The 18,726-nt window shown below is 73.6% G+C and carries 20 protein-coding genes and 1 pseudogene; 10 read left to right on the forward strand and 11 right to left on the reverse strand.

The annotated features are described in order from the left end of the window. Position 1: 1 nt before the first annotated feature. From BT341_RS26715 to BT341_RS26725, 3 genes are read right to left on the reverse strand one after another with little or no spacing between them, the layout of a single operon-like run. Positions 2-334: an ArsR/SmtB family transcription factor gene (locus BT341_RS26715; protein ID WP_072478891.1), complete on the reverse strand. Its 333-nt coding sequence runs from the start codon at positions 332-334 to the stop codon at positions 2-4. Continuing rightward, complete coding sequence (locus tag BT341_RS26720; protein ID WP_072478892.1) at positions 331-777, reverse strand: SRPBCC domain-containing protein; 447 nt, start codon at positions 775-777, stop codon at positions 331-333. The genes BT341_RS26715 and BT341_RS26720 overlap by 4 nt, the downstream gene beginning before the upstream one ends. A 31-nt stretch (positions 778-808) precedes the next feature. Continuing rightward, positions 809-1,324 carry a GNAT family N-acetyltransferase gene (locus BT341_RS26725; protein ID WP_072478893.1) on the reverse strand — a complete coding sequence of 172 codons (516 nt, stop codon included), beginning with the start codon at positions 1,322-1,324 and terminating at the stop codon, positions 809-811. Positions 1,325-1,367: 43 nt separating this feature from the next. On the opposite strand from BT341_RS26725, the gene BT341_RS26730 reads away from it, so the two are divergent. From BT341_RS26730 to BT341_RS26740, 3 genes are read left to right on the forward strand one after another with little or no spacing between them, the layout of a single operon-like run. Next, a complete protein-coding gene (locus tag BT341_RS26730; protein WP_072478894.1) occupies positions 1,368-1,931 on the forward strand; it encodes a helix-turn-helix domain-containing protein in 564 nt (187 codons plus the stop codon). Between the two features lie 48 nt (positions 1,932-1,979). Next, positions 1,980-2,585 carry a TetR/AcrR family transcriptional regulator gene (locus tag BT341_RS26735; RefSeq protein ID WP_072478895.1) on the forward strand — a complete coding sequence of 202 codons (606 nt, stop codon included), beginning with the start codon at positions 1,980-1,982 and terminating at the stop codon, positions 2,583-2,585. Next, positions 2,569-4,191 carry an acyl-CoA dehydrogenase family protein gene (locus BT341_RS26740; RefSeq protein ID WP_072478896.1) on the forward strand — a complete coding sequence of 541 codons (1,623 nt, stop codon included), beginning with the start codon at positions 2,569-2,571 and terminating at the stop codon, positions 4,189-4,191. Before BT341_RS26735 ends, BT341_RS26740 begins: the two co-directional genes overlap by 17 nt. A gap of 2 nt (positions 4,192-4,193) precedes the next feature. Here BT341_RS26740 and BT341_RS26745 read toward each other — a convergent pair whose 3' ends face one another. Continuing rightward, positions 4,194-4,724: a TetR/AcrR family transcriptional regulator gene (locus BT341_RS26745; RefSeq protein WP_072478897.1), complete on the reverse strand. Its 531-nt coding sequence runs from the start codon at positions 4,722-4,724 to the stop codon at positions 4,194-4,196. A gap of 77 nt (positions 4,725-4,801) precedes the next feature. Between BT341_RS26745 and BT341_RS26750 the strand changes: the two genes are divergently transcribed. Then, on the forward strand, positions 4,802-6,013 hold the full coding sequence (locus BT341_RS26750; RefSeq protein WP_072478898.1) for an FAD-dependent monooxygenase: 1,212 nt from the start codon (positions 4,802-4,804) through the stop codon (positions 6,011-6,013). A gap of 6 nt (positions 6,014-6,019) precedes the next feature. Here BT341_RS26750 and BT341_RS26755 read toward each other — a convergent pair whose 3' ends face one another. The 5 genes and pseudogenes from BT341_RS26755 to BT341_RS26775 all read right to left on the reverse strand — a co-directional run bounded on the left by BT341_RS26755 (position 6,020) and on the right by BT341_RS26775 (position 12,145). Next, a complete protein-coding gene (locus BT341_RS26755; RefSeq protein WP_072478899.1) occupies positions 6,020-6,595 on the reverse strand; it encodes a DinB family protein in 576 nt (191 codons plus the stop codon). Between the two features lie 193 nt (positions 6,596-6,788). Then, positions 6,789-7,886, reverse strand: a complete 1,098-nt coding sequence (locus tag BT341_RS26760) for an SWIM zinc finger family protein (protein ID WP_072478900.1) — start codon at positions 7,884-7,886, stop codon at positions 6,789-6,791. Continuing rightward, positions 7,883-10,395, reverse strand: a pseudogene (locus BT341_RS26765) (DEAD/DEAH box helicase). The gene BT341_RS26760 and the pseudogene BT341_RS26765 overlap by 4 nt, the downstream one beginning before the upstream one ends. 41 nt (positions 10,396-10,436) lie before the next feature. Then, entirely contained in the window at positions 10,437-11,219 is a 783-nt protein-coding gene (locus BT341_RS26770) for an ABC transporter permease (RefSeq protein WP_072478901.1), read from the reverse strand. Beyond that, the gene (locus tag BT341_RS26775; RefSeq protein WP_072478902.1) at positions 11,216-12,145 is read right to left on the reverse strand and encodes an ATP-binding cassette domain-containing protein; all 930 of its coding nucleotides are present in this window, start codon (positions 12,143-12,145) and stop codon (positions 11,216-11,218) included. Before BT341_RS26775 ends, BT341_RS26770 begins: the two co-directional genes overlap by 4 nt. Before the next feature lie 80 nt (positions 12,146-12,225). Between BT341_RS26775 and BT341_RS26780 the strand changes: the two genes are divergently transcribed. Then, positions 12,226-13,002 (forward strand): TetR/AcrR family transcriptional regulator, encoded by a 777-nt coding sequence (locus BT341_RS26780; RefSeq protein WP_072478903.1) that lies wholly within the window; start codon positions 12,226-12,228, stop codon positions 13,000-13,002. On the opposite strand, the gene BT341_RS26785 is transcribed toward BT341_RS26780, so the two are convergent. Beyond that, positions 12,985-14,163 carry a cytochrome P450 family protein gene (locus BT341_RS26785; protein ID WP_072478904.1) on the reverse strand — a complete coding sequence of 393 codons (1,179 nt, stop codon included), beginning with the start codon at positions 14,161-14,163 and terminating at the stop codon, positions 12,985-12,987. The genes BT341_RS26780 and BT341_RS26785 overlap by 18 nt on opposite strands. Positions 14,164-14,249: 86 nt before the next feature. Here BT341_RS26785 and BT341_RS26790 point away from each other — a divergent pair, with 86 nt between their 5' ends. From BT341_RS26790 to BT341_RS26810, 5 genes are read left to right on the forward strand one after another with little or no spacing between them, the layout of a single operon-like run. After that, entirely contained in the window at positions 14,250-15,320 is a 1,071-nt protein-coding gene (locus tag BT341_RS26790) for a TetR/AcrR family transcriptional regulator (RefSeq protein ID WP_072478905.1), read from the forward strand. A gap of 23 nt (positions 15,321-15,343) precedes the next feature. Next, entirely contained in the window at positions 15,344-16,618 is a 1,275-nt protein-coding gene (locus BT341_RS26795) for an RNA polymerase sigma factor (RefSeq protein WP_072478906.1), read from the forward strand. After that, positions 16,615-17,379 (forward strand): alpha/beta fold hydrolase, encoded by a 765-nt coding sequence (locus tag BT341_RS26800; RefSeq protein WP_072478907.1) that lies wholly within the window; start codon positions 16,615-16,617, stop codon positions 17,377-17,379. Before BT341_RS26795 ends, BT341_RS26800 begins: the two co-directional genes overlap by 4 nt. Continuing rightward, the gene (locus BT341_RS26805) at positions 17,380-17,712 is read left to right on the forward strand and encodes a YciI family protein (protein WP_072478908.1); all 333 of its coding nucleotides are present in this window, start codon (positions 17,380-17,382) and stop codon (positions 17,710-17,712) included. Next, positions 17,712-18,197: a GyrI-like domain-containing protein gene (locus BT341_RS26810; RefSeq protein ID WP_072478909.1), complete on the forward strand. Its 486-nt coding sequence runs from the start codon at positions 17,712-17,714 to the stop codon at positions 18,195-18,197. Before BT341_RS26805 ends, BT341_RS26810 begins: the two co-directional genes overlap by 1 nt. 4 nt (positions 18,198-18,201) lie before the next feature. Here the strand turns inward: BT341_RS26810 and BT341_RS26815 are convergent, their stop codons facing one another. Continuing rightward, positions 18,202-18,666 carry an anthrone oxygenase family protein gene (locus tag BT341_RS26815; protein WP_072478910.1) on the reverse strand — a complete coding sequence of 155 codons (465 nt, stop codon included), beginning with the start codon at positions 18,664-18,666 and terminating at the stop codon, positions 18,202-18,204. Between the last annotated feature and the right edge of the window lie 60 nt (positions 18,667-18,726).

An 18,726-nucleotide genomic window follows, 5' to 3' on the forward strand; every position in this document is an offset into this window, starting at 1 on the left:
TCTAGCGGTTCCTTTCGATGGTTTCGGCGATGCGCTTGATGCGGCGGAGCCGGGCGTCCCAGGCGTTGCCGACGTCGGTGAGCTGGGCGACGGCGCGGGCGAGCTGGGTTTCGTCCACGCGGAACTGTTTTTCGCGGCCCGTGGTGCGGGCGTGGACGAGCCCGGCGCGGTCGAGGACGGCGAGGTGCTTGGCGACGGCCTGGCGGGTCACCGGGAGGTGTTCGCTGAGGCTGGTCGCCGTGGCGGCGCCTTGGCTCAGCAGCAGGTCGAGCAGGCGGCGGCGGGTGGGGTCGCCGATGGCCGACCAGAGGTCGTCGTCGACGGCGGTGCTCACCGGGTGGCTCCGACCCCGGTGGCGTAGGCGGGCAGCCGGGACAGGAAGTGGTCCCAGCCGTCGGCGTGGTCGGCGTACTCGGCGGCGATCTTGGCTTCGTCCCAGCCGCGTTCGCGGTAGCCGCTTTCGGTCATGCGCAGGCGGGTTCCGGTGCCGTCGGCTTCGAGTTCGAAGACGACGAGGAACGAGTTGCCGGGCGCGGCGGTCTCCCCTTCGGGGTGGGTCCAGCGGAAGGAGAAGAGCTTCGGCGGGATCGCGTCGACGACGGTGAACTGGACCCACTGGCCGCCGAAGCCGATGCGGCCCGCTCCCCCGGGTTCGACCGGGTACTCGGCTTCGTCGGGCCACCATTCGCGGACGTGCTCAGGGCTGCTGACGACGTCGAAGACCACTTCGGGGGTGGCGTCGATGTGGATCTCGCGTTCGAGGGTGCCGTGGTCCATGCGGTCTCCTTGTGCAACGTTTGGTTGCGTTTCACGTTAGCTCAGGCGGCGGAGATGTGCAACCTTCAGTTGCACGAAGGTCTTTCTGGACCCAGGCGACGTCGTGCCAGGCGCCGTGCTTCCAGCCGACGCGGCGGTAGACGCCCGCCGGCTCGAAGCCGAGCGCGCGGTGCAGTCCGGCGCTGGCTTCGTTCGGGAGGGTCATGCCGGCGAAGGCTCGGCAGAACCCCTGTTCCTGCAGCCGCTGCAGCAATGTCTCGTAGAGGGCGCGGCCGGCGCCGGTGCGGCGGCGGCCGCGTTCGAGGTAGATGCTCGTTTCGCACGACCATCGGTAGGCGGCGCGTTCGGCGAAGCGCTGGGCGTAGGCGTAGCCGGCGATGTGGCCGTCGGTTTCGAGGACGAACCAGGCGTGGGCGCCGGCGATGCGGCGGGCCATCTCGGCGACGCCGGGTGGCTCGGTTTCGAAGGAGATGACGGTGTCGGTGACGTAGGGCGCGTAGAGGGCGGCGCAGGCGGCGGCGTCGCTGGGGGTGGCGTCGCGAATCATGGCTCGCATGGTAGTCATACTGGTTCCTATAGTATCCAGATTTATGACCGATCCATTGACGGCCCGGCTGGCCGCCACCGTGCACGCCGCTCGCGCGTCCCGGGGTCTCTCCTCGGCGGCTCTGGCCGAGCAGTCCGGGGTTTCGCGGGCGATGATCGGCAAGATCGAGCGGGGTGACGTGCAGCCGACGGCGGCGTTGCTGGCGAAACTGTCGGCCGCGCTGGGCATGACGTTGTCGGAGCTGATCGCGCGGGCGGAGGGTGACGAGCGGCGGCTGGTGCGTGCGGCGGAGCAGCCGGTGTGGGTGGATCCGGACACGGGCTATCGCCGTCGGGCCGTCTCCCCCGCCGGCGGGCGTCCGCTGGAGCTGGTGGAGGTCGAGCTGCCCGCCGGCGCGGAGGTGCCGCTGGCCGCGGGGACGTATGCGTTCCTGCACCAGCAGATCTGGGTGCTGGCGGGGCACCTGAGGTTTCGCGAGGGCGGGCAGGTGCACGAGCTGGACGCCGGGGACTGCCTGCAGCTGGGTGCGCCGGCGGACTGTGTCTTTTCGAACCCGGGGCCGTTGCCATGCCGGTATCTGGTGGCGTTGGTCAAGCATGCGGCCTGACGAGGCAGCCGTTGACTGAAGCAATGAATCAGTGCTTCACTTCTTGGCGTGCCCTACCGCCGCACCGCGAAAGTCCAGGAACGCCTGGACGCCCAGCGCGAGACCATCGTCGCCGCGGCGACGCGCCAGCTGGCCGAACACGGCTACAGCGGCTGTTCGGTCGCCGCGGTCGCCGAGCGTGCCGGGGTCGCCGTGGGCAGCGTCTACCGCCACTTCCCCACCAAGGCCGAGCTCGTGGTGCACGTGTTCCGGGAGGTCGTGACGCGGGAGGTGGAGGCGGTCCGGGCGGCGTCCGCGCGGCCGGGTGAGCCGGCCGAGCGGGTCCTGGCGGTGTTCGAGACGTTCGCCCAGCGTGCGCTGAAGGCGCCTCGCCAGGCGTATGCGCTGCTGGCCGAGCCGGTCGACCCGTTGATCGACGCCGAGCGGCTGGAGTTCCGGCGGGCGTTCACCGAGGTCGTCGCCGAGCACGTCGCTGCCGGGGTGCGCCAGGGGGCGTTGCCGCCGCAGGACGGCCGGTTGACCGCGGCGGCGCTGGTGGGTGCCGCCGCCGAGGTTCTGATCGGGCCGTTGACCAGCGGGAACGCTGGTGACGTCGCCGAGCTTCGCACGTTTGTCGTCCGCGCTCTAGGAGGTTCCGATGCCCGCCACGCATGAGGTCACCAACCAGGTTCCGCCGTTCGCCGGTCATGACGTGGCGGACGATCCGGCGTTGCTGTCCGGGCTGGAGCGGGCGGGTGCCGGGTGGGCGGCGGCGGAGGTGCACGAGCTGGGCCGGCTGGCCGGGAGCGAGCAGGCCCAGGAGTGGGGCCGGCTGGTCAACGAGAACGAGCCGGTGCTGCGGACGCACGACCGGTACGGCCACCGGATCGACGAGGTGGAGTTCCACCCGTACTGGCACGAGCTGATGAAGGTGGCGGTGTCGCACGGGCTGCACGGCGCGCCGTGGCGGGATTCGCGTGCCGGGGCGCACGCGGCGCGGGCGGCGAAGTTCTACGTGTGGGGCCAGGTCGAGGCCGGGCACAGCTGCCCGATTTCGATGACGTACGCGGCGGTTCCGGCGTTGCGGGCGAATCCGGAGCTGGCGGCGCGGTACGAGCCGCTGCTGGCGGCGACGGAGTACGACTTCGGGTTGCGTGAGCCCAGCGGCAAGCGTGGCTTGATCGCGGGGATGTCGATGACCGAGAAGCAGGGTGGCTCGGACGTCCGCGCGAACACGACGACGGCGACGCCGTCGGCGGACGGCAGCTACACCCTGGTCGGGCACAAGTGGTTCACGTCGGCGCCGATGTCGGACATGTTCCTGACGCTGGCGCAGGCGCCCGGCGGGTTGTCGTGCTTCCTGCTCCCCCGTGTCCTGCCGGACGGCTCGCGCAACGCGATCCGGCTGCAGCGGCTGAAGGACAAGCTGGGCAACCGGTCGAACGCTTCGTCGGAGGTCGAGTACGACGATGCGGTCGGCTGGCTGGTCGGCGAGGAGGGCCGCGGGGTGCGGACGATCATCGAGATGGTGAACAACACGCGGCTGGACTGCACGCTGGGCAGTGCGTCGGGGATGCGGCTGGGCGCGGTGCGCGCGGTGCACCACGCGACGCACCGGCGTGCGTTCGGCAAGGCGCTGGTCGATCAGCCGTTGATGGCGAACGTGCTGGCGGATCTGGTGGTCGAGTCGGAAGCGGCGACGACGGTCGCGATGCGGCTGGCGGCGGCGGGTGACAAGCCGGGTGACGCGCAGGAGCAGGCGTTCCGGCGGCTCGGGCTGGCGGTGTCGAAGTACTGGGTGTGCAAGCGGGCGCCGATGCACGCGGCCGAGGCGCTGGAGTGCTTCGGGGGCAACGGGTACGTCGAGGAGTCGGGCATGCCGCGGCTGTACCGGGAGGCGCCGTTGTCGTCGATCTGGGAGGGGTCGGGCAACGTGGCGGCGCTGGACGCGTTGCGGGCGATGGGCAAGCAGCCGGAGTCGGTGGCGGCGTTCTTCGCCGAGGTGGAGCAGGCGGCCGGTGGCGACGCGCGGCTGGACGACGCGGTGGACCGGGTGCGCAAGGAGCTGACGGACCTCGGCGGGATCGAGTACCGGGCGCGGCGGCTGGTCGAGTCGCTGGCGTTGGTGCTGCAGGGATCGTTGCTGGTGCGCCACGGCCACCCGGCGGTGGCGGACGCGTTCTGCGCGTCCCGCTTCGGTGGCGACTGGGGTATCGCGTTCGGGACGCTGCCACCGGGGGTGGACACGGGCGCGATCGTCGAGCGTGCGGTGGTGGGCTGACTTCAGCCCAGTGCGTCCAGGGCCGCGGCGACCGCCGCGGCCCTGAGCTGCTCGACGGGGGCGTCGGGGAACTGCATGCAGACGTCCTGCAGCCCGCCGAGGGCGAGGATGGCGCGGGCCTGTCGCTCGAGGGTGGGTTCGGGGCCGCAGATGAGGGCCGTCAGCCGGGTGCGCCAGCCGAGGGCCTTGTCGATGAGCCCGAGGTCGGCCAGGGTCGGCATCTCCGCGAGCAGCATGATCACGTCCGCGCGATGGCGGTAGTTGAAGTCGAAGAACCCTTCGATGAGTTCGCGGACGGGTGCGTCGCCGCGGGCTTCCTGGGCGAGGAGGAACTGCTCGCCGTCGTCGAGCATCGGCTGGACGATGCTGCGGACCAGGTCGTCGCGGGACGGGAAGTGGTAGTAGAGCGCGGGCTTGGTGATGCCGAGGCGGTCGGCGATGTCCTGCAGGCTGGTGCGCTGGACGCCTTGGCTGGTGAACAGGTCGCGAGCGACGTCGAGGATGCGCTGCTTGGTGTCGGAGGGTTTCGGCACCGCCCCAGCATAACTGACTTAACGATAGGTAAGGAGCTGTGGTACAACTTACCTACCGTTAAGTCAGGGAGGTCTTCATGCGGATTCTCGTCTCGGGCGCCAGCATCGCGGGTCCGGTGCTCGCCTATTGGCTCAGCCGGTACGGCTTCGAAGTCACCGTCGTCGAGCGCGCCCCCGCGCTGCGCAAGACCGGCGGTCACGCCATCGACCTGTTCCGGCCCGCCATGGACATCACCGAACGGATGGGCGTGCTCGACCGCGTCGAGGCGCGCGCGACCGGGACGACCCGGATGACGCTGCACCGGGAGGGCGCGCGGCGGCCGGTGCGGGTGGACCTGGCCAAGATCTACCGCGCGACCTCCGACCGGCACGTCGAGATCATGCGCGACGACCTCAGCGAGATCTACTTCGACGCCGGCCGCGACGCCGTCGAGTACCTCTTCGGCGACTCGATCACCGCCGTCTCCCCCGACGGCGACGTCACCTTCGAACACGCCGCACCACGGAAGTTCGACGTCGTCGTCGGCGCGGACGGGCTGCACTCGAACGTCCGGCGCCTCGTCTTCGGCGAGGAAGCCGGGATGACGAAGTTCATCGGCGCCTACCTGGCCGTGCTGTCCCTGCCGGACACCCTTCGCCTCGACGGCGAAACCGTCACCCACCTCGGCCCCGGCCGCACCGCGGGCATCTACAGCGCCCGGCACCTCGACGAAGCCCGCGCGGTGTTCCTGTTCCGCCGTGCCGAGCCGCTGGACTACCACCACCGCGACACCGCACGGCAGAAGGAACTCCTGCGCGCGGCGTTCGCGGGGATGCACCCGCAGGTCGACGGCTGGCTGGCCGGGCTGGACGGGCCGGGCCCGTTCTACTTCGACTCGATCACCCAGCTGCGCCTGGACACGTGGTCACGCGGGCGCGTGACGCTGGTCGGCGACGCCGGCTACTGCCCCGGGCCGGCGGTCGGCGGCAGCACCAGCCTCGCGGTGCTCGGCGCGTACGTGCTGGCCGGGGAGCTGGCCGCGGCCGGCGGCGACCACACGCGCGCCTTTCCCGCCTACGAACGGGAGATGGCCGAGCTGGTGCGCAAGAGCCGCGCGTTCGCCGAAGGCGCCGCCCGGGGCCTGATCCCGGGTTCCCGCGCCGGGGTGTGGGCGCTGGCGCGCGGCGGCCAGCTGGTCTCGGCCCTGCCGTCGCGGGTCAGCACGGCGCTGGCGAAGCTCAACACCGCCGGCGTCCGGATGCACGACTCGATGCCGGTCAAGGACTACCCGGTCACCTCCGTGCGCTGAGGCGCGTCACCTCGGCCGGAACGGCTCGGCCGCATCCCGGACCCGCGCCAGGTACCGGTCCCACCAGGCGGCGTCGCCGATGTCGTCGTGGTCGGGGCCCGGGCGGCCGTCGATCAGCTCGCGGACGACGTCCGCGTGGCCCGCGTGGTGGGCCGTCTCGGCGGTCGTGCGCACCAGCAGCGAGCCGAACGTCGTCCGGCGGCGCTCTTCCGGCCACCACGGCACCGTCGCCGGCGCGTCCAGCGGGAGCAGCTCGATCGTCTCGTCCGTGTGCCGCCACGCCGTCCGGTACAGCTCGACCAGCTCCTCGCGGGACTCCTCCGCCGTGGCCCACATGTCCGCGCCGTCCCAGATCGAGCCGTCCTCGACCCACGGCAGCCGGACCGGGGCCGGGCGGCCGACGCAGTCGCCGAGGGTGCCGAATTCAATCCCGATCAGGTGCTTGACCAGGCCGAGCAGGTTGGTCCCGGTCGGCGTCAGCGGGCGGCGGACGTCGTACTCGCCCAGCCCGGACAACGACGCGAGCACGCTCTCGCGTTTTTCCTGGAGGTAGCGGTGCAGATCACCGGCGAGAGCGTCCATGCGCGCAGGCTAGCGGCGGGCACCGACAAGACCGGGCGGGCGCACGGGTTCCCCCCGCACCCGCGCGCCCGCACCCCCAGTGGCCCGGCGGCTCCCCCGCCGACGCGGACAGGAGGCAGCGGGGAGCGCGCTGGATACCGGCCGATACTCCGAAAATCCCTGTCCCGGCATCGGTTGACGGCGTGAAGAAGGGTCAGCCGAGCAGCAGGCCCGGGTCGGGCTCCGGCGGGCCCGCCGGCCACCACTCGCCGCCCTCGCGCCGGTACGGGTGCCACCGGCCGGCCCGGTCCAGCCGGATCTGGACGTCTCCGGCGGTGCACCGGTTGCGGTCGAACACCGGCTCCTCGTCGGTGAGTGCGGCCCGCGCGGCCGCCATCGCCGCCTTCGGCGGGGTCCACGGCGCGTCGAGCACGTCAAGCCCCGCCTGACCCCCGTACGTCCACGCCGCGACGGCCCGGTCGAACTCCGGCCCCTCGCCCAGCCGCGAAGCCACCTCGGGGAACTGCGCGGCGAGCCGCACGGTGTCCTGCCGCCGTCCCGGCCACGGCTGCCCGGCCAGCATCGCCCGGGCCTGCGCCGCGGCGTTGGCGGCCAGCAGGGCGAACGCCTCGGCGGGCACGCCGGGCGCGGCGGGGACCGCCGGCGCGCCGGACGGCGTGAACTCCGTCAGGTCCGGCACCGGCCCCGGGACGCGGTCTTCGACCTCCTCGGCCACCTCCGGCGCGGTCCGGCTCGCCAGCTCCGCCCGGATCTCCCCCTCGGCCTTGCCGCGCATCAGCAGCAGTACGAACGGGTCCGCGTCCAGCAGCCACGACGCCTGGAACGACAGCGCCGCCGCGTGCCGGCACGGCAGCTCCCAGCCCGGGCAGTCGCACTCCGGGTCGAGGTCGGCGATTCCGGGCAGCAGCTGCACGCCCGCGTCGGCGGCCGCCTCGACCAGGTCGTGCGGCATGTCCCGGTCCAGCAGCGCCGCCAGGTGCCCGGCCCGCGAGGCGACCCGGTCGAGAAAACGCGTCCAGTCCGCTTCGGACAGTTCCGCCAGCCTCAGCTCGGTGCGGTACGGGCCGCCGTCGACGTCGTCGACCACCGCCGCGATCCGGCCGGGACTGACCGTGATCGGCCCGACCAGCCCGGCGGCGGCGTACCGGCGGCCCGCCTTGAGCTGCCGCTGGTCCAGCGCCGTGTCCTCCATCGCGCTCAGCCACGCCCGGCCCCACCAGGAGCGGGCGAACCGCCCGTGTCCCCCGGTGCGCCCGAACGCGGGGAACCCGCGCACCCGCTCGTCGTTCATCCGCGGCTCCTCAGCTCGACGAGCTCCGCGAGCTCGGTGTCCGACAGTTCCGTCAACGCCGCTTCGCCGCCGGCCAGCACCGCGTCGGCCAGCGCCCGCTTCTCCCGCAGCATCGCCGCGATCCGGTCCTCGACCGTGCCCTCGGCCACGAGCCGGTGCACCTGCACCGGTTTGGTCTGCCCGATCCGGTAGGCCCGGTCGGTGGCCTGGTCCTCCACCGCCGGGTTCCACCAGCGGTCGAAGTGCACGACGTGGTCGGCCCGCGTCAGGTTCAGGCCCGTGCCCGCCGCCTTGAGCGACAGCAGGAACACCGGCACCTCGCCGTCCTGGAACCGCCGGACGAGCTCTTCGCGGCGGGCCACCGGCGTGCCGCCGTGCAGCAGCTGGGTTCCGATCCCGCGTCCGGCCAGGTGCTTGCCGAGGATCCGCGCCATGGCGACGTACTGGGTGAACACCAGGACCGCGCCGCCTTCGGCGAGGATGGTGTCCAGCAGCTCGTCGAGCAGCTCCACCTTGCCCGAGCGCCCGCCCGGCTGCTTGTGGTACTGCGCCGGGTGGTTGCAGATCTGCTTGAGCGCGGTCAGCAGCTTGACGATGCGGCCCCGCCGGGTCATGCCGTCGCTCGCCGCGATCTCGGCCATCATCTCCCGCACGACCGCCTCGTACAGCGCCACCTGCTCGGGGCCGAGCGCGACCGGCCGGTCGGTCTCGGTCTTCGGCGGCAGCTCCGGCGCGATCCCCGGATCGGACTTGCGCCGCCGCAGCAGGAACGGCCGCAGCAGCCGGGACAGCCGCTGCGCCGCGGCGGGGTCGCCGGCCTCGATCGGTTTCGCCCAGCGCGTCCGGAACTCGGTCAGCGAACCCAGCAGTCCCGGCGCGGTCCAGTCGAGGATCGCCCACAGCTCCGAGAGCGTGTTCTCCACCGGCGTGCCGGTCAGTGCCACGCGCGCGGCCGCGGGCACCAGCCGCAGCGCCCGTGCCGTGCCCGAGCGGTGGTTCTTGACGTGCTGGGCCTCGTCGGCGACCAGCAGGCCCCACCGGACCCCGGACGGCGGCGCGGATCGGCGCGCAGCGTGCCGTAGGTGGTCAGCACGAATCCACCGAGGTCCTCGAGCGAGCGGGCGGAGCCGTGGAAGCGCCGCACCGGCACGCCCGGGGCGAACCGGCGGATCTCGCGCTCCCAGTTGCCCAGCAGCGACGCCGGGCAGACGACCAGCGTCGGCCCGGCCGCCAGGGACGCCCGGTGCAGGTGCAGCGCGATCACCGTGACCGTCTTGCCCAGGCCCATGTCGTCGGCGAGGCAGCCGCCGAGCCCGAGCCCGGTGACGGTGGCCAGCCACTGCAGCCCGCGCAGCTGGTAGTCCCGCAGGGTCGCGGCCAGCCCGGCCGGCGGGGACTGGGGTTCCGGCGGCGCCGACAGCCGGTCGCGCAGCCGCGCGAGCCAGCCTTCGGTGACGACCTCGACCGGCTCGCCGTCGACCTCGGTGGTGCCGGTGAGCACCGCGCCCAGCGCGTCGACCGGCGTCAGCGGCTTGAGGGTCCGCTCCCGCGCCTTCGCCGCCAGCGCCGGATCGACCAGCACCCAGCGGTCGCGCAGCCGCACCACCGGGCGGCGGGCCTCGGCGAGCGCGTCCAGCTCCGCCTCGGTCAGCACCTCCCCGCCCAGTGCCAGCTGCCAGTCGAAAGCCAGCGCGCGGCCGCCGCCGAAGAACGACGGCAGATCGCCGGGCGCGTCCCCGGCGTTCACCACGGCCCGCGCGGTCAGCGACCGCGCCAGCTCGCCGGGCCAGTGCACGTCGACCCCGGCCGCCGCCAGGCGCGGCGCGGCGGCCGCGACCAGCTCGCTGACGTCGTCCTCGCCCAGCTCCAGCTCGTCCGGCACCGCGGCGGTCAGCAGCGGGCTCAGTGCCGGCCACACCTGCGCCGCCCGCCGCAGCGCCAGCACGACGTCGATGCGTGCCCGCGGCCCGAACCGCCCGGTCGCCCACAGCTGCGCCGCGTCGGCGACCTCGCCCGGGTCGGCGAGGCTGTGGACCTGGACGACGGCGTGGTAGACGCCCGTGTCGAACCCGCCGGGCGCCTCGATCCGCAGCGACACGCGGATCCCCGAGTCGAGGCCCGCGGCCAGCTCGCCCGCCCAGTCCCGCACGGCTTCGGCCCGTTGCGGCGCGACGGCGGCGAACAACCGCGTCCCGGCGGCCTTCGCCGCGGCCGGGGTGCGCGGCAGCGTGTCGGCGACGGCGTCGAGGAACGCCCGCAGCAGCGGCCCCGGCGCCCGCTCGCCGGGCGGCATCGCGGCGGCCAGCTGCCGCAGCCACGCGGCTTCCACCGGTCCGAGCGGTCCGACGCGCCAGGCGTCGTGGCCGGCCTCGGTGACCCCGGGCAGCAGGCGTCCCGCCGCGACCAGTCGCAACGCGGCCTTGGCCGCGGTCGCCCAGAACGCGTCGGTGCTTTCCAGCAGTTTCGGCAGGCCGTCCCGGATGGACAGTGCTTCGCCGTCGATGACCAGGCGGCCCGCGCGCGGCGGTTCGCCCGGCCGGAAGTCCACGTTCAGTTTCCCAGCCTCCTGTACCGGCGCACGGACAACGGGACGAACACCGCGAGCAGCACCAGCGGCCAGGCCACCGCCATCGGCACCGCGTGCGCGCTCACCCAGGACGTCCCGGCCGCGCCCGGGTTGCCGAACAGCACCCGGGCCGCGGTCACCGTGGACGACAACGGGTTCCACTCGGCCACGGTTCCCAGCCAGGGCGGCATCGTCGCGGTCGCCACGAACGCGCTGGAGAGGAACCCGAACGGGAACTCCAGCGTCTGCGCCAGCGTGACCATCGACGCGTCGGAGGTCAGCAGCCCCAGGTAGATCCCGGCCCACACCAGCGCCGTCCGCAGCAGGAGCAGCAGCGCCAGCGCCGCGCACGTTTCGCCGAAGCTGCCGTGCGGGCGCCAGCCGACGGCGAACCCGCAGCCCAGCAGCACCGCCAGCGCGAGCACCGCGTTCATCAGGTCCGCGGCCACCCGCCCGGTCAGCACCGCCGACGGCGCCATCGGCAGCGACCGGAACCGGTCGGTGACGCCCTTGGCGGCGTCGTCCAGCACCGCGATCATCGTCCCGGACAGCCCGAACGCCATGGTCATCGCGAACATCCCCGGCATCAGGAACTCGCGGTAGGACCCGCCGCCCGGCACGCTCATCCCGCCGCCGAGCAGGTAGGCGAAGATCAGCACCATCAGGATCGGGAACGCCACCACCGTGGCCAGCCGCGCCGGCCGCCGCGCCAGGTGCGCCAGGTAGCGCTGCGTCAGCGTCCAGCCGTCTGCCAGTGCCCACCTCATCGCGCCGCCTTTCCGGTCAGCTCCAGGAACACCTCGTCCAGCGTCGGGTGCCGCAGTGCCACGTCGGCGACCGCCAGCTCGCTCGCCGCCAGCTCGCGGACCAGATGGGTCAGCATCGACGGCTCGGCCGGGGCACTGACCCGCAGCTCCTCGGCGACCGGCTTCGCGCCGGTGACCCTGGCCAGCAACGCCGCCGCCGCGCCGAGGCCGTCCGGATCGGTCAGCGCCAGCTCGATCCGGGTCGCCCCCAGCGACCCCTTCAGCTCGGCCGGGGAGCCTTCGGCGATCACGCGGCCGTGCTCCACCAGCGAGATCCGGTCGGCCAGCCGATCGGCCTCCTCCAGGTACTGCGTCGTGAGCAGCACGGTCGTGCCGTCGGCGACCAGCGACCGCACCGCCCGCCAGACCTCGATGCGGCTGCGCGGGTCCAGACCGGTCGTCGGCTCGTCCAGGAACAGCACCCGTGGCGCCGCCAGCAGCGACGCGGCCAGGTCCAGCCGCCGCCGCATCCCGCCCGAATACGCCGAGACGGGCTTCGCGCCGGTGCCGGCGAGCCCGAAGCGCTCCAGCAGCTCGTCGGCGCGCCGTTCGGCCGCTCGCCGGCCGAGGTGGTGCAACCGGCCGAACAGCATCAGGTTCTGCCGGCCCGACAGCAGCTCGTCCACCGCGGCCTGCTGGCCGACCAGCCCGATCGACGCCCGCACCTTCGCCGGTTCGGCCGCGACGTCGAACCCGGCCACCCGCGCGACACCGCCGTCGTGGCGCAGCAGCGTGGACAGCACGCGGACCGCCGTCGTCTTGCCGGCGCCGTTGGGTCCCAGCAGGCCGTGCAGCGACCCGGCCGGGACGGAGAGATCGAACCCATCGAGAGCCTGCGCGTCGCCGTAGCGCTTGCGGAGCCCCTCGGCGTGGATCTGCGGTGTCATCCTGCCCCTTAACTCTGTACAGTGTACGAAGAACAGGTTAGCACAACTCTGTACAACGTACGAGGAACCGGGTGGGCAGAATGAGCGGCGTGCACACCGAGGACACCGGCGACGCCGACCCGCGACGGACGATCGAGCTGCTCTGGGGCGTTTCGGCCGCCCCGCGCCGCGGCCCGAAGCCGAAGCTGACCACGGCCGACGTCGTGCGCTCGGCCGTCGCGCTCGCCGACGCCGACGGCATCGAAGCCGTCACCATCCGCGGGATCGCCGAGCAGCTCGGCGTCTCCCCCATGTCGCTCTACACCTACGTGCCCGGCCGGGCCGAGCTGCTGGACCTGATGATCGACCACGCCCACGGCGAGCTGACCGCCCCCGAACCCGGCCTCGGCTGGCGCGACGCGCTCACGGCGATCGCCGAAGACCAGTGGTCGCTGTACCACCGCCACCCCTGGCTGCTGCAGGTCACCACCAGCCGCTCGGCGCTCGGCCCGCACAGCTTCGCCAAGTACGAGAACGAACTGCGCGCGGTCGACGGCATCGGGCTCGACGACGTCGAGATGGACGCCGCCGTCGGTCTCGTCACCGGCCTGGTCCGCACCACCGCGCGCAGCTCGCTCGGCGCCGCCCGCCTGGTCCGCGCCAGCGGCATGACCGAGGCGCAGTGGTGGGAGCGCGCCGGGCCGGTACTGGCCGGCATCCCGGCCGCCGCCCCCGAGCACTACCCGATCGCCTCCCGGGTCGGCCAGGCCGCGGGGGAAGCCCACAACGCCGCCGAGGACCCCGCCTACACCTTCCGCTTCGGCCTGGCCCGCGTCCTCGACGGCATCGAGGTGCTGGTGTCAGAGCGTCAGCAGTAGCCGCGCCGGCCGCCACGTGCCGCCGTCGGGTGCCCGCGGCACATCGTCGGTGGCCAGCGCCAGATCCGGGAACCGGGTGAACAACGCCGAGAGCGCCACCTCGGCCTGCACCCGCGCGATCGATGCGCCGAGGCAGAAGTGCGGGCCGTGCGAGAAGCCCAGCTGCGGCGGCCCGGACCGGGTGACGTCGAGCCGGTCGGGGCCGGCGAACGCGCGCGGGTCCCGGTCGGCGGCCACCATCGCCGCGGTCACCCGCTCACCGCGGCGGATCAGCTCGCCGTCGACCTCGACGTCCTCGCGCGCGAAGCGGGGCGTGGTCAGCAGCTGGGGGCCGCAGAACCGCATCAGCTCCTCCACCGCCCCCGGCCACCGTCGCGGGTCCTCGCGCAGCAGCTCCAGCTGGTCCGGGTGCCGCAGGAGCGCTTCCACGGCGTTGGCGATCAGGTTCACCGGCGTCTGCCCGGCCAGGACCAGGTGCCAGACGAGGGTGACCAGCTCGGTGTCGGTGAGCCGGTCCCCGTCCTCGGCCTGCGCGCGCACCAGGTCTCCGATGAGGTCGTCGCCCGGTTCGGCCCGGCTCCGGGCCACCGCCTCCTTCGCGCCCTCGATGATCGCCGGGACCGCGGCGGCGAAGTCCGCCCCCGCCCCGGCGGCGACCGCGGCACCGTGTTCGCGCCAGCGGGCCCGGTCGGCGGCCGGGATGCCGGTCAGCTCGCAGATGACGTCGATCGGCAGCGGCCGCGCGAAGTGCGCCACCAGGTCGACACGGCCGTCTTCGGCGTGCGCCGGCAGCTCGTCGAGCAGCCGCCCGGTGAGCGCGACCAGGCGCGGCCGCAGCTGCGCGGCTCGCTTCGGGGTGAAGGCCGGCGCGACCAGCCGGCGCAGCCGCAGGTGATCGGGCCCGTCCCGCTCGGCCATCGTCCGCATGTACTCGAGGCAGTGCTCGGGAATGCCCGGCGGGCGCAGGAAGCTTTCGGACCGGACCTCGAACCGCGGGTCGGCCAGCATCGCGCGGGCCTCGGCGTACCGGGTCAGCGCCCAGAACGGGCCGAAGCCGGGGATGACGAGCTTGGCCACCGCGCTCACTTCCCGCGCCCGGTCGTAGGCGGTGAACGGGTCGGCGAGCACCTTCGGGTCGGTCAGGTCGATCTCGGGGGTCATCCGCCACTCCAGATGTTGAAATCAGATGTTCTTATCATTTCAGTGGTCACGGTATCTTGACCCGGCAGGCCGCGACAAGGAGGACGATGGTCAGGCTCAGCAGGGCGGAAACCCAGGAACGCAACCGCGCCAAGGTGCTGGCCGCCGCCCGGGACGAGTTCGCCCGCCGCGGCTTCCGCGACGCGAAGATCGACGTCATCGCCGAACGCGCCGAGCTCACCCGCGGCGCGGTCTACTCGAACTTCCCCGGCAAGCGCGCCCTGTACTTCGCCGTCCTGGCCGACCTCGCCGAACGCGCACCCCGGCCCGCCACCCCGCCACCGCACCCCACCGCGTCCGACGCGCTGGCCGCCTTCGCCCGCGCCTGGGTGGCCCGGCTGCCCCTGGCCACCGACACCGACAGCGACGAAGCCCGCCTCGCCCGCGACCTGCTGCCGGAAATCCTCGCCGACGAGCACACCCGCCGTCCGTTCGCGCAGCTCATGCGGGTCGACGCGATCCTGCTCGGCCTCGCCCTGGAACGCCTCCGCCCGGGACGGCGCCTGGTCCGCGTCGCCGAAGCCGCCCTCACCACACTGCACGGCGCGAGCCAGCTCGCCGCCGCCGCGCCCGGCTTCGGCGAGCCCTTCCACATCGTCACCGCGTGCGCCGCACTGCTCGACCTGGACCTCCGCGACGACTGGCCGCCCGTCCCGCCGATCGCCGCCCAGGCCCGGCCCGCCGACACACCGTGGACCCCACCAGCGGCCACCGACCTGCTGACCGGCGAAACCGTGCGGCCCGGCGACGGCGTGGTCACCGTCCTCGGCCTGCACCGCGCGTCCGCTTTCGAAGAAGCCGTCCGCGCCGGCGCCGACGTCACCGCCGTGCTCGTCACCAGCGACCCCGGCGAGCTCGCCCCGCTGACCCGGCTCACCGTCGCCGGCCTGCGCACCTGCCTCGACCAGGCGATCGCCCCACCCGGACGGCCCCGGCTGCGGATCGTCTGCGACGCCACCGGCGCGCTCGCCGCGGCCGCCGGCGTCACCGCGGTCAGCGACGCGACCGAGACCGCCGTCCGCGTCGAACACGGCCGGATCGTCGCCCGCGCCGAAGGCTTCGGCGCCTGCCACGCGGCGGCTGTCGGTCCCGGCCCCGCCCGTTCGTCGGACGGGTGACCGGTACGGCGGAAGGAGCGGTGGTGGACGTCGAGACCGCGGTCGCCGAGGCGTTCCGCGAAGAGTGGGGCCAGGTCGTGGCCACGCTCATCCGGATCACCGGCGACTGGGACCTCGCCGAGGAATGCGCCCAGGAGGCGTTCGCGCTCGCCCTGCGCACCTGGCCCCGCGACGGCATTCCCCACCGGCCCGGCGCGTGGCTGACCACCGCCGCCCGCAACCGCGCCACCGACCGGCTCCGCCGCGACGCCCTCGGCGCCGCCAAGCTGCGGGAGGCCGCCCAGATGTCCGTGCCCGACGACCCCGGACCCGACGACAGCGGCGTCACCGACGACCGGCTGCGGCTCATCTTCACCTGCTGCCACCCGGCACTGGCCACCGAAGCCCAGGTCGCGCTCGCCCTGCGCACCCTCGCCGGGCTGTCCACCGCCGAAATCGCCCGCGCCTTCCTCGTCCCGGAAGCGACCATGTCGCAGCGGCTGGTCCGGGTGAAGCGCAAGATCCGCCACGCCGGCATCCCCTACCGCGTCCCGCCCGCGCACCTGCTGCCCGAACGCACCGCCGCCGTCCTCGGCGTGCTCTACCTGACATTCAACGAGGGCTATTCCGCCAGCGCCGGACCCGACCTGCTCCGCCCCGACCTCGCCGCCGAAGCCATCCGCCTCACCCGCGTCCTGGCCCGGCTCATGCCCGACGAACCCGACGTCCTCGGCCTGCTCGCGCTGATGCTGCTGCAGCACGCCCGCCGCGCCACCCGCGTCGGCGCCCACGGCGAGCTCGTGCCGCTCGAAGAACAGGACCGCACCCGCTGGGACCACGGCGAAATCGCCGAAGGCACCCAGCTGCTGGAGACCGCACTGCGCCGCCGCCGTCCCGGGCCCTACCAGATCCAGGCCGCCATCGCCGCCTGCCACGCCACCGCCGCCCGGCCCGCCGACACCGACTGGGCCCAGATCGACGGCCTCTACGGCGAGCTGCGCAAGTTCGTGCCCAGCGCGGTCGTCGAGCTGAACCGGGCCGTCGCGGTCGGCATGGCCCGCGGACCCGAAGCCGGGCTCGCGCTGCTCGACGGGCTGACGATGGACGGCTACCACCTGCTCCCGGCCACGCGCGCCGACTTCCTCCGCCGCCTCGGCCGCCACGCCGAAGCCGCGCGGTGGTACGCCGCCGCCCGCGAACTCGCCCCCACCGACGCCGAACGCGCCTACCTCGCCCGAAGAATCTCCGAAGCGATGTCGGTCCCGGACGAGCCCGCTCGTCGGTCGGGCGAACCACCGACACCGGAGGAACGCCCATGACCACCCTCGCCGTCCCCGGCGCCACGATCACCTACGACGTCACCGGCACCGGCCCGGCGCTGCTGCTCGTGCCCGGCGGCCCCGCCGACGCCGCCGTGTTCACGCCCATCCGGCCGCTGCTGGCTGCCGGCCACACCGTCATCACCTTCGACCCCCGCGGCCTGTCCCGCAGCCCCATCGACGGCGAACCCGGACCCGGCACGCTGCGCCGGCACGCCGAGGACCTCCACCGGCTGCTCGCCGAGACCGGCCCCGCCGACGTCCTCGCCTCCAGCGGCGGCGCCATCACGATGCTCGACCACGTCGTCCGCCACCCCGGCGACGTCCGCACCGTCGTGCTGCACGAACCCCCCGTCACCCGCTACCTGCCCGCCACCGCCCTCGACGGCCCCGACATCCCCGCGATCTTCCGCGACCAGGGCCTCCGCCGCGCCTACACCGCCTTCACGGCACTGATGGGCCTCGATCCCGCACCTCCGCTCGACCCGCGCGCGGAAGCGAACTTCGCCTACTTCTTCGGCCACCTCATGCCCGCCACCGGCACCTACGACCCCGACCTCGACGCGCTCCGGGCGACCTCCGCGCGCCTGGTCGTCGCCGTCGGCGAGAAGTCCGCCGGGCAGCCCGCGCACGAAGCCGCCCTCGGCCTCGCCGCCGACCTCGGCCTGCACCCCGAACCGTTCCCCGGCGACCACGGCGGCTTCGCCGCCGAACCGGACACCTTCGCCGCGCACCTGCGCGAAGTCCTGAAAGGACACTGAATGCGGTACCTGCTGCTCATCGCCGGCGACGAAAGCGCCGCCGAACACCAGTACGACGGCTGCGAAGGCTGGGGAGAGGACCTGGCCCGCCGCGGCAAGATCCACGGTGGCGGCGGCCTGCGCCCACCGGCGGAGGCCACCACCATCCGCGTCCGCGACGGCGAAGTGCTGCTCACCGACGGGCCGTTCACCGAGGCCAAGGAACAGGTCGGCGGCTACGTCATCCTCGACTGCGACGACCTCGACGAAGCCCTCGAAATCGCGGCCCGGCACCCCGCCGCCACCTACGGCAGTATCGAAGTGCGCCCGATCCTGACCCCGGAGGAACCCTGATGCCGTCCATCGTGGACCGACCCGCCCAGCGCTACGTCGCCGAGCGCGCCACCCTCGGCATCGAGGAGTTCCCCCGCATCGCCGACCGGATCCCGCCGCTCATCGGCACCCTCGCCGGCCACGGCATCGCTCCCGCCGCAGCGCCGTTCTTCCGCTACCGCGTCCTGCACCCGGGCATGCGGTTCACCGTCGAGGCCGGCGTCCCGCTCGACGCCGGCTTCACCCCGGCCGCCCCGGCCTTCCTCGACGAGGTCCCGGCCGGCAAGTACGTCCTCGAAACCTACGTCGGCGCCCCCGACGGCCTCGCCGCCGCCACCGAGGCCGTCCTGGCCTGGGGTGCCGCCGAAGGCCTCACGTGGGATCGCACCGACCTCGCCGGCAGCGAAGAGTGGGGCGGGCGCCTGGAGGTGCTGCGCACCAACCCCCTCGAAGTGCCCGACCCCGCCCAGTGGGTCACCGACCTGCTCTTCCGCCTCGCCGGCTGAGCGTTCACCCGCGCCGGGTGAGCACGGCCGCGACCAGGCAGCCGAAGCCCGCCGTGCTCACCAGAGCGCGCACGGCGTTCCAGCGCACCCACACCGCCTCGAACCGCGCCCGCAGCGCCGCGTAGTCGTCGCCGCTGTCCAGCGCGTTGTTGAGCGGGATGTTGACCACGCCGGTGACGACCACCACCGCGACCAGGAGCACGAACCCGGCGATCACCCACGGCCGCGGCCCCGGGTCCAGCAGCGCCGCCACGCCCGCCAGCAGCGGCGCCCCCAGGAACGTCACCAGGAAGACCGGGTTGACGATCGCGACGTTGATGCCGCGCATCGCCGTCACGAACGTCTCGTCGTCGCCGCGCGCGAGACCCGGCATCACCGAACAGGCGTAGGCGTAGAACAGTCCCGCCACCAACCCGGCCGCGACCAGCGCGGCCACCAGCACCACCTGGGAACCCGTCTCGGAAGTCATGGCGCCCAGTCAAGCCCCGGGACATGAGACTCTCCATAGCTCACCGGCTGGATCGCATGT

The organism is Amycolatopsis australiensis (genome assembly GCF_900119165.1).
In the GTDB taxonomy this organism is placed as follows: Bacteria; Actinomycetota; Actinomycetes; order Mycobacteriales; family Pseudonocardiaceae; genus Amycolatopsis; species Amycolatopsis australiensis.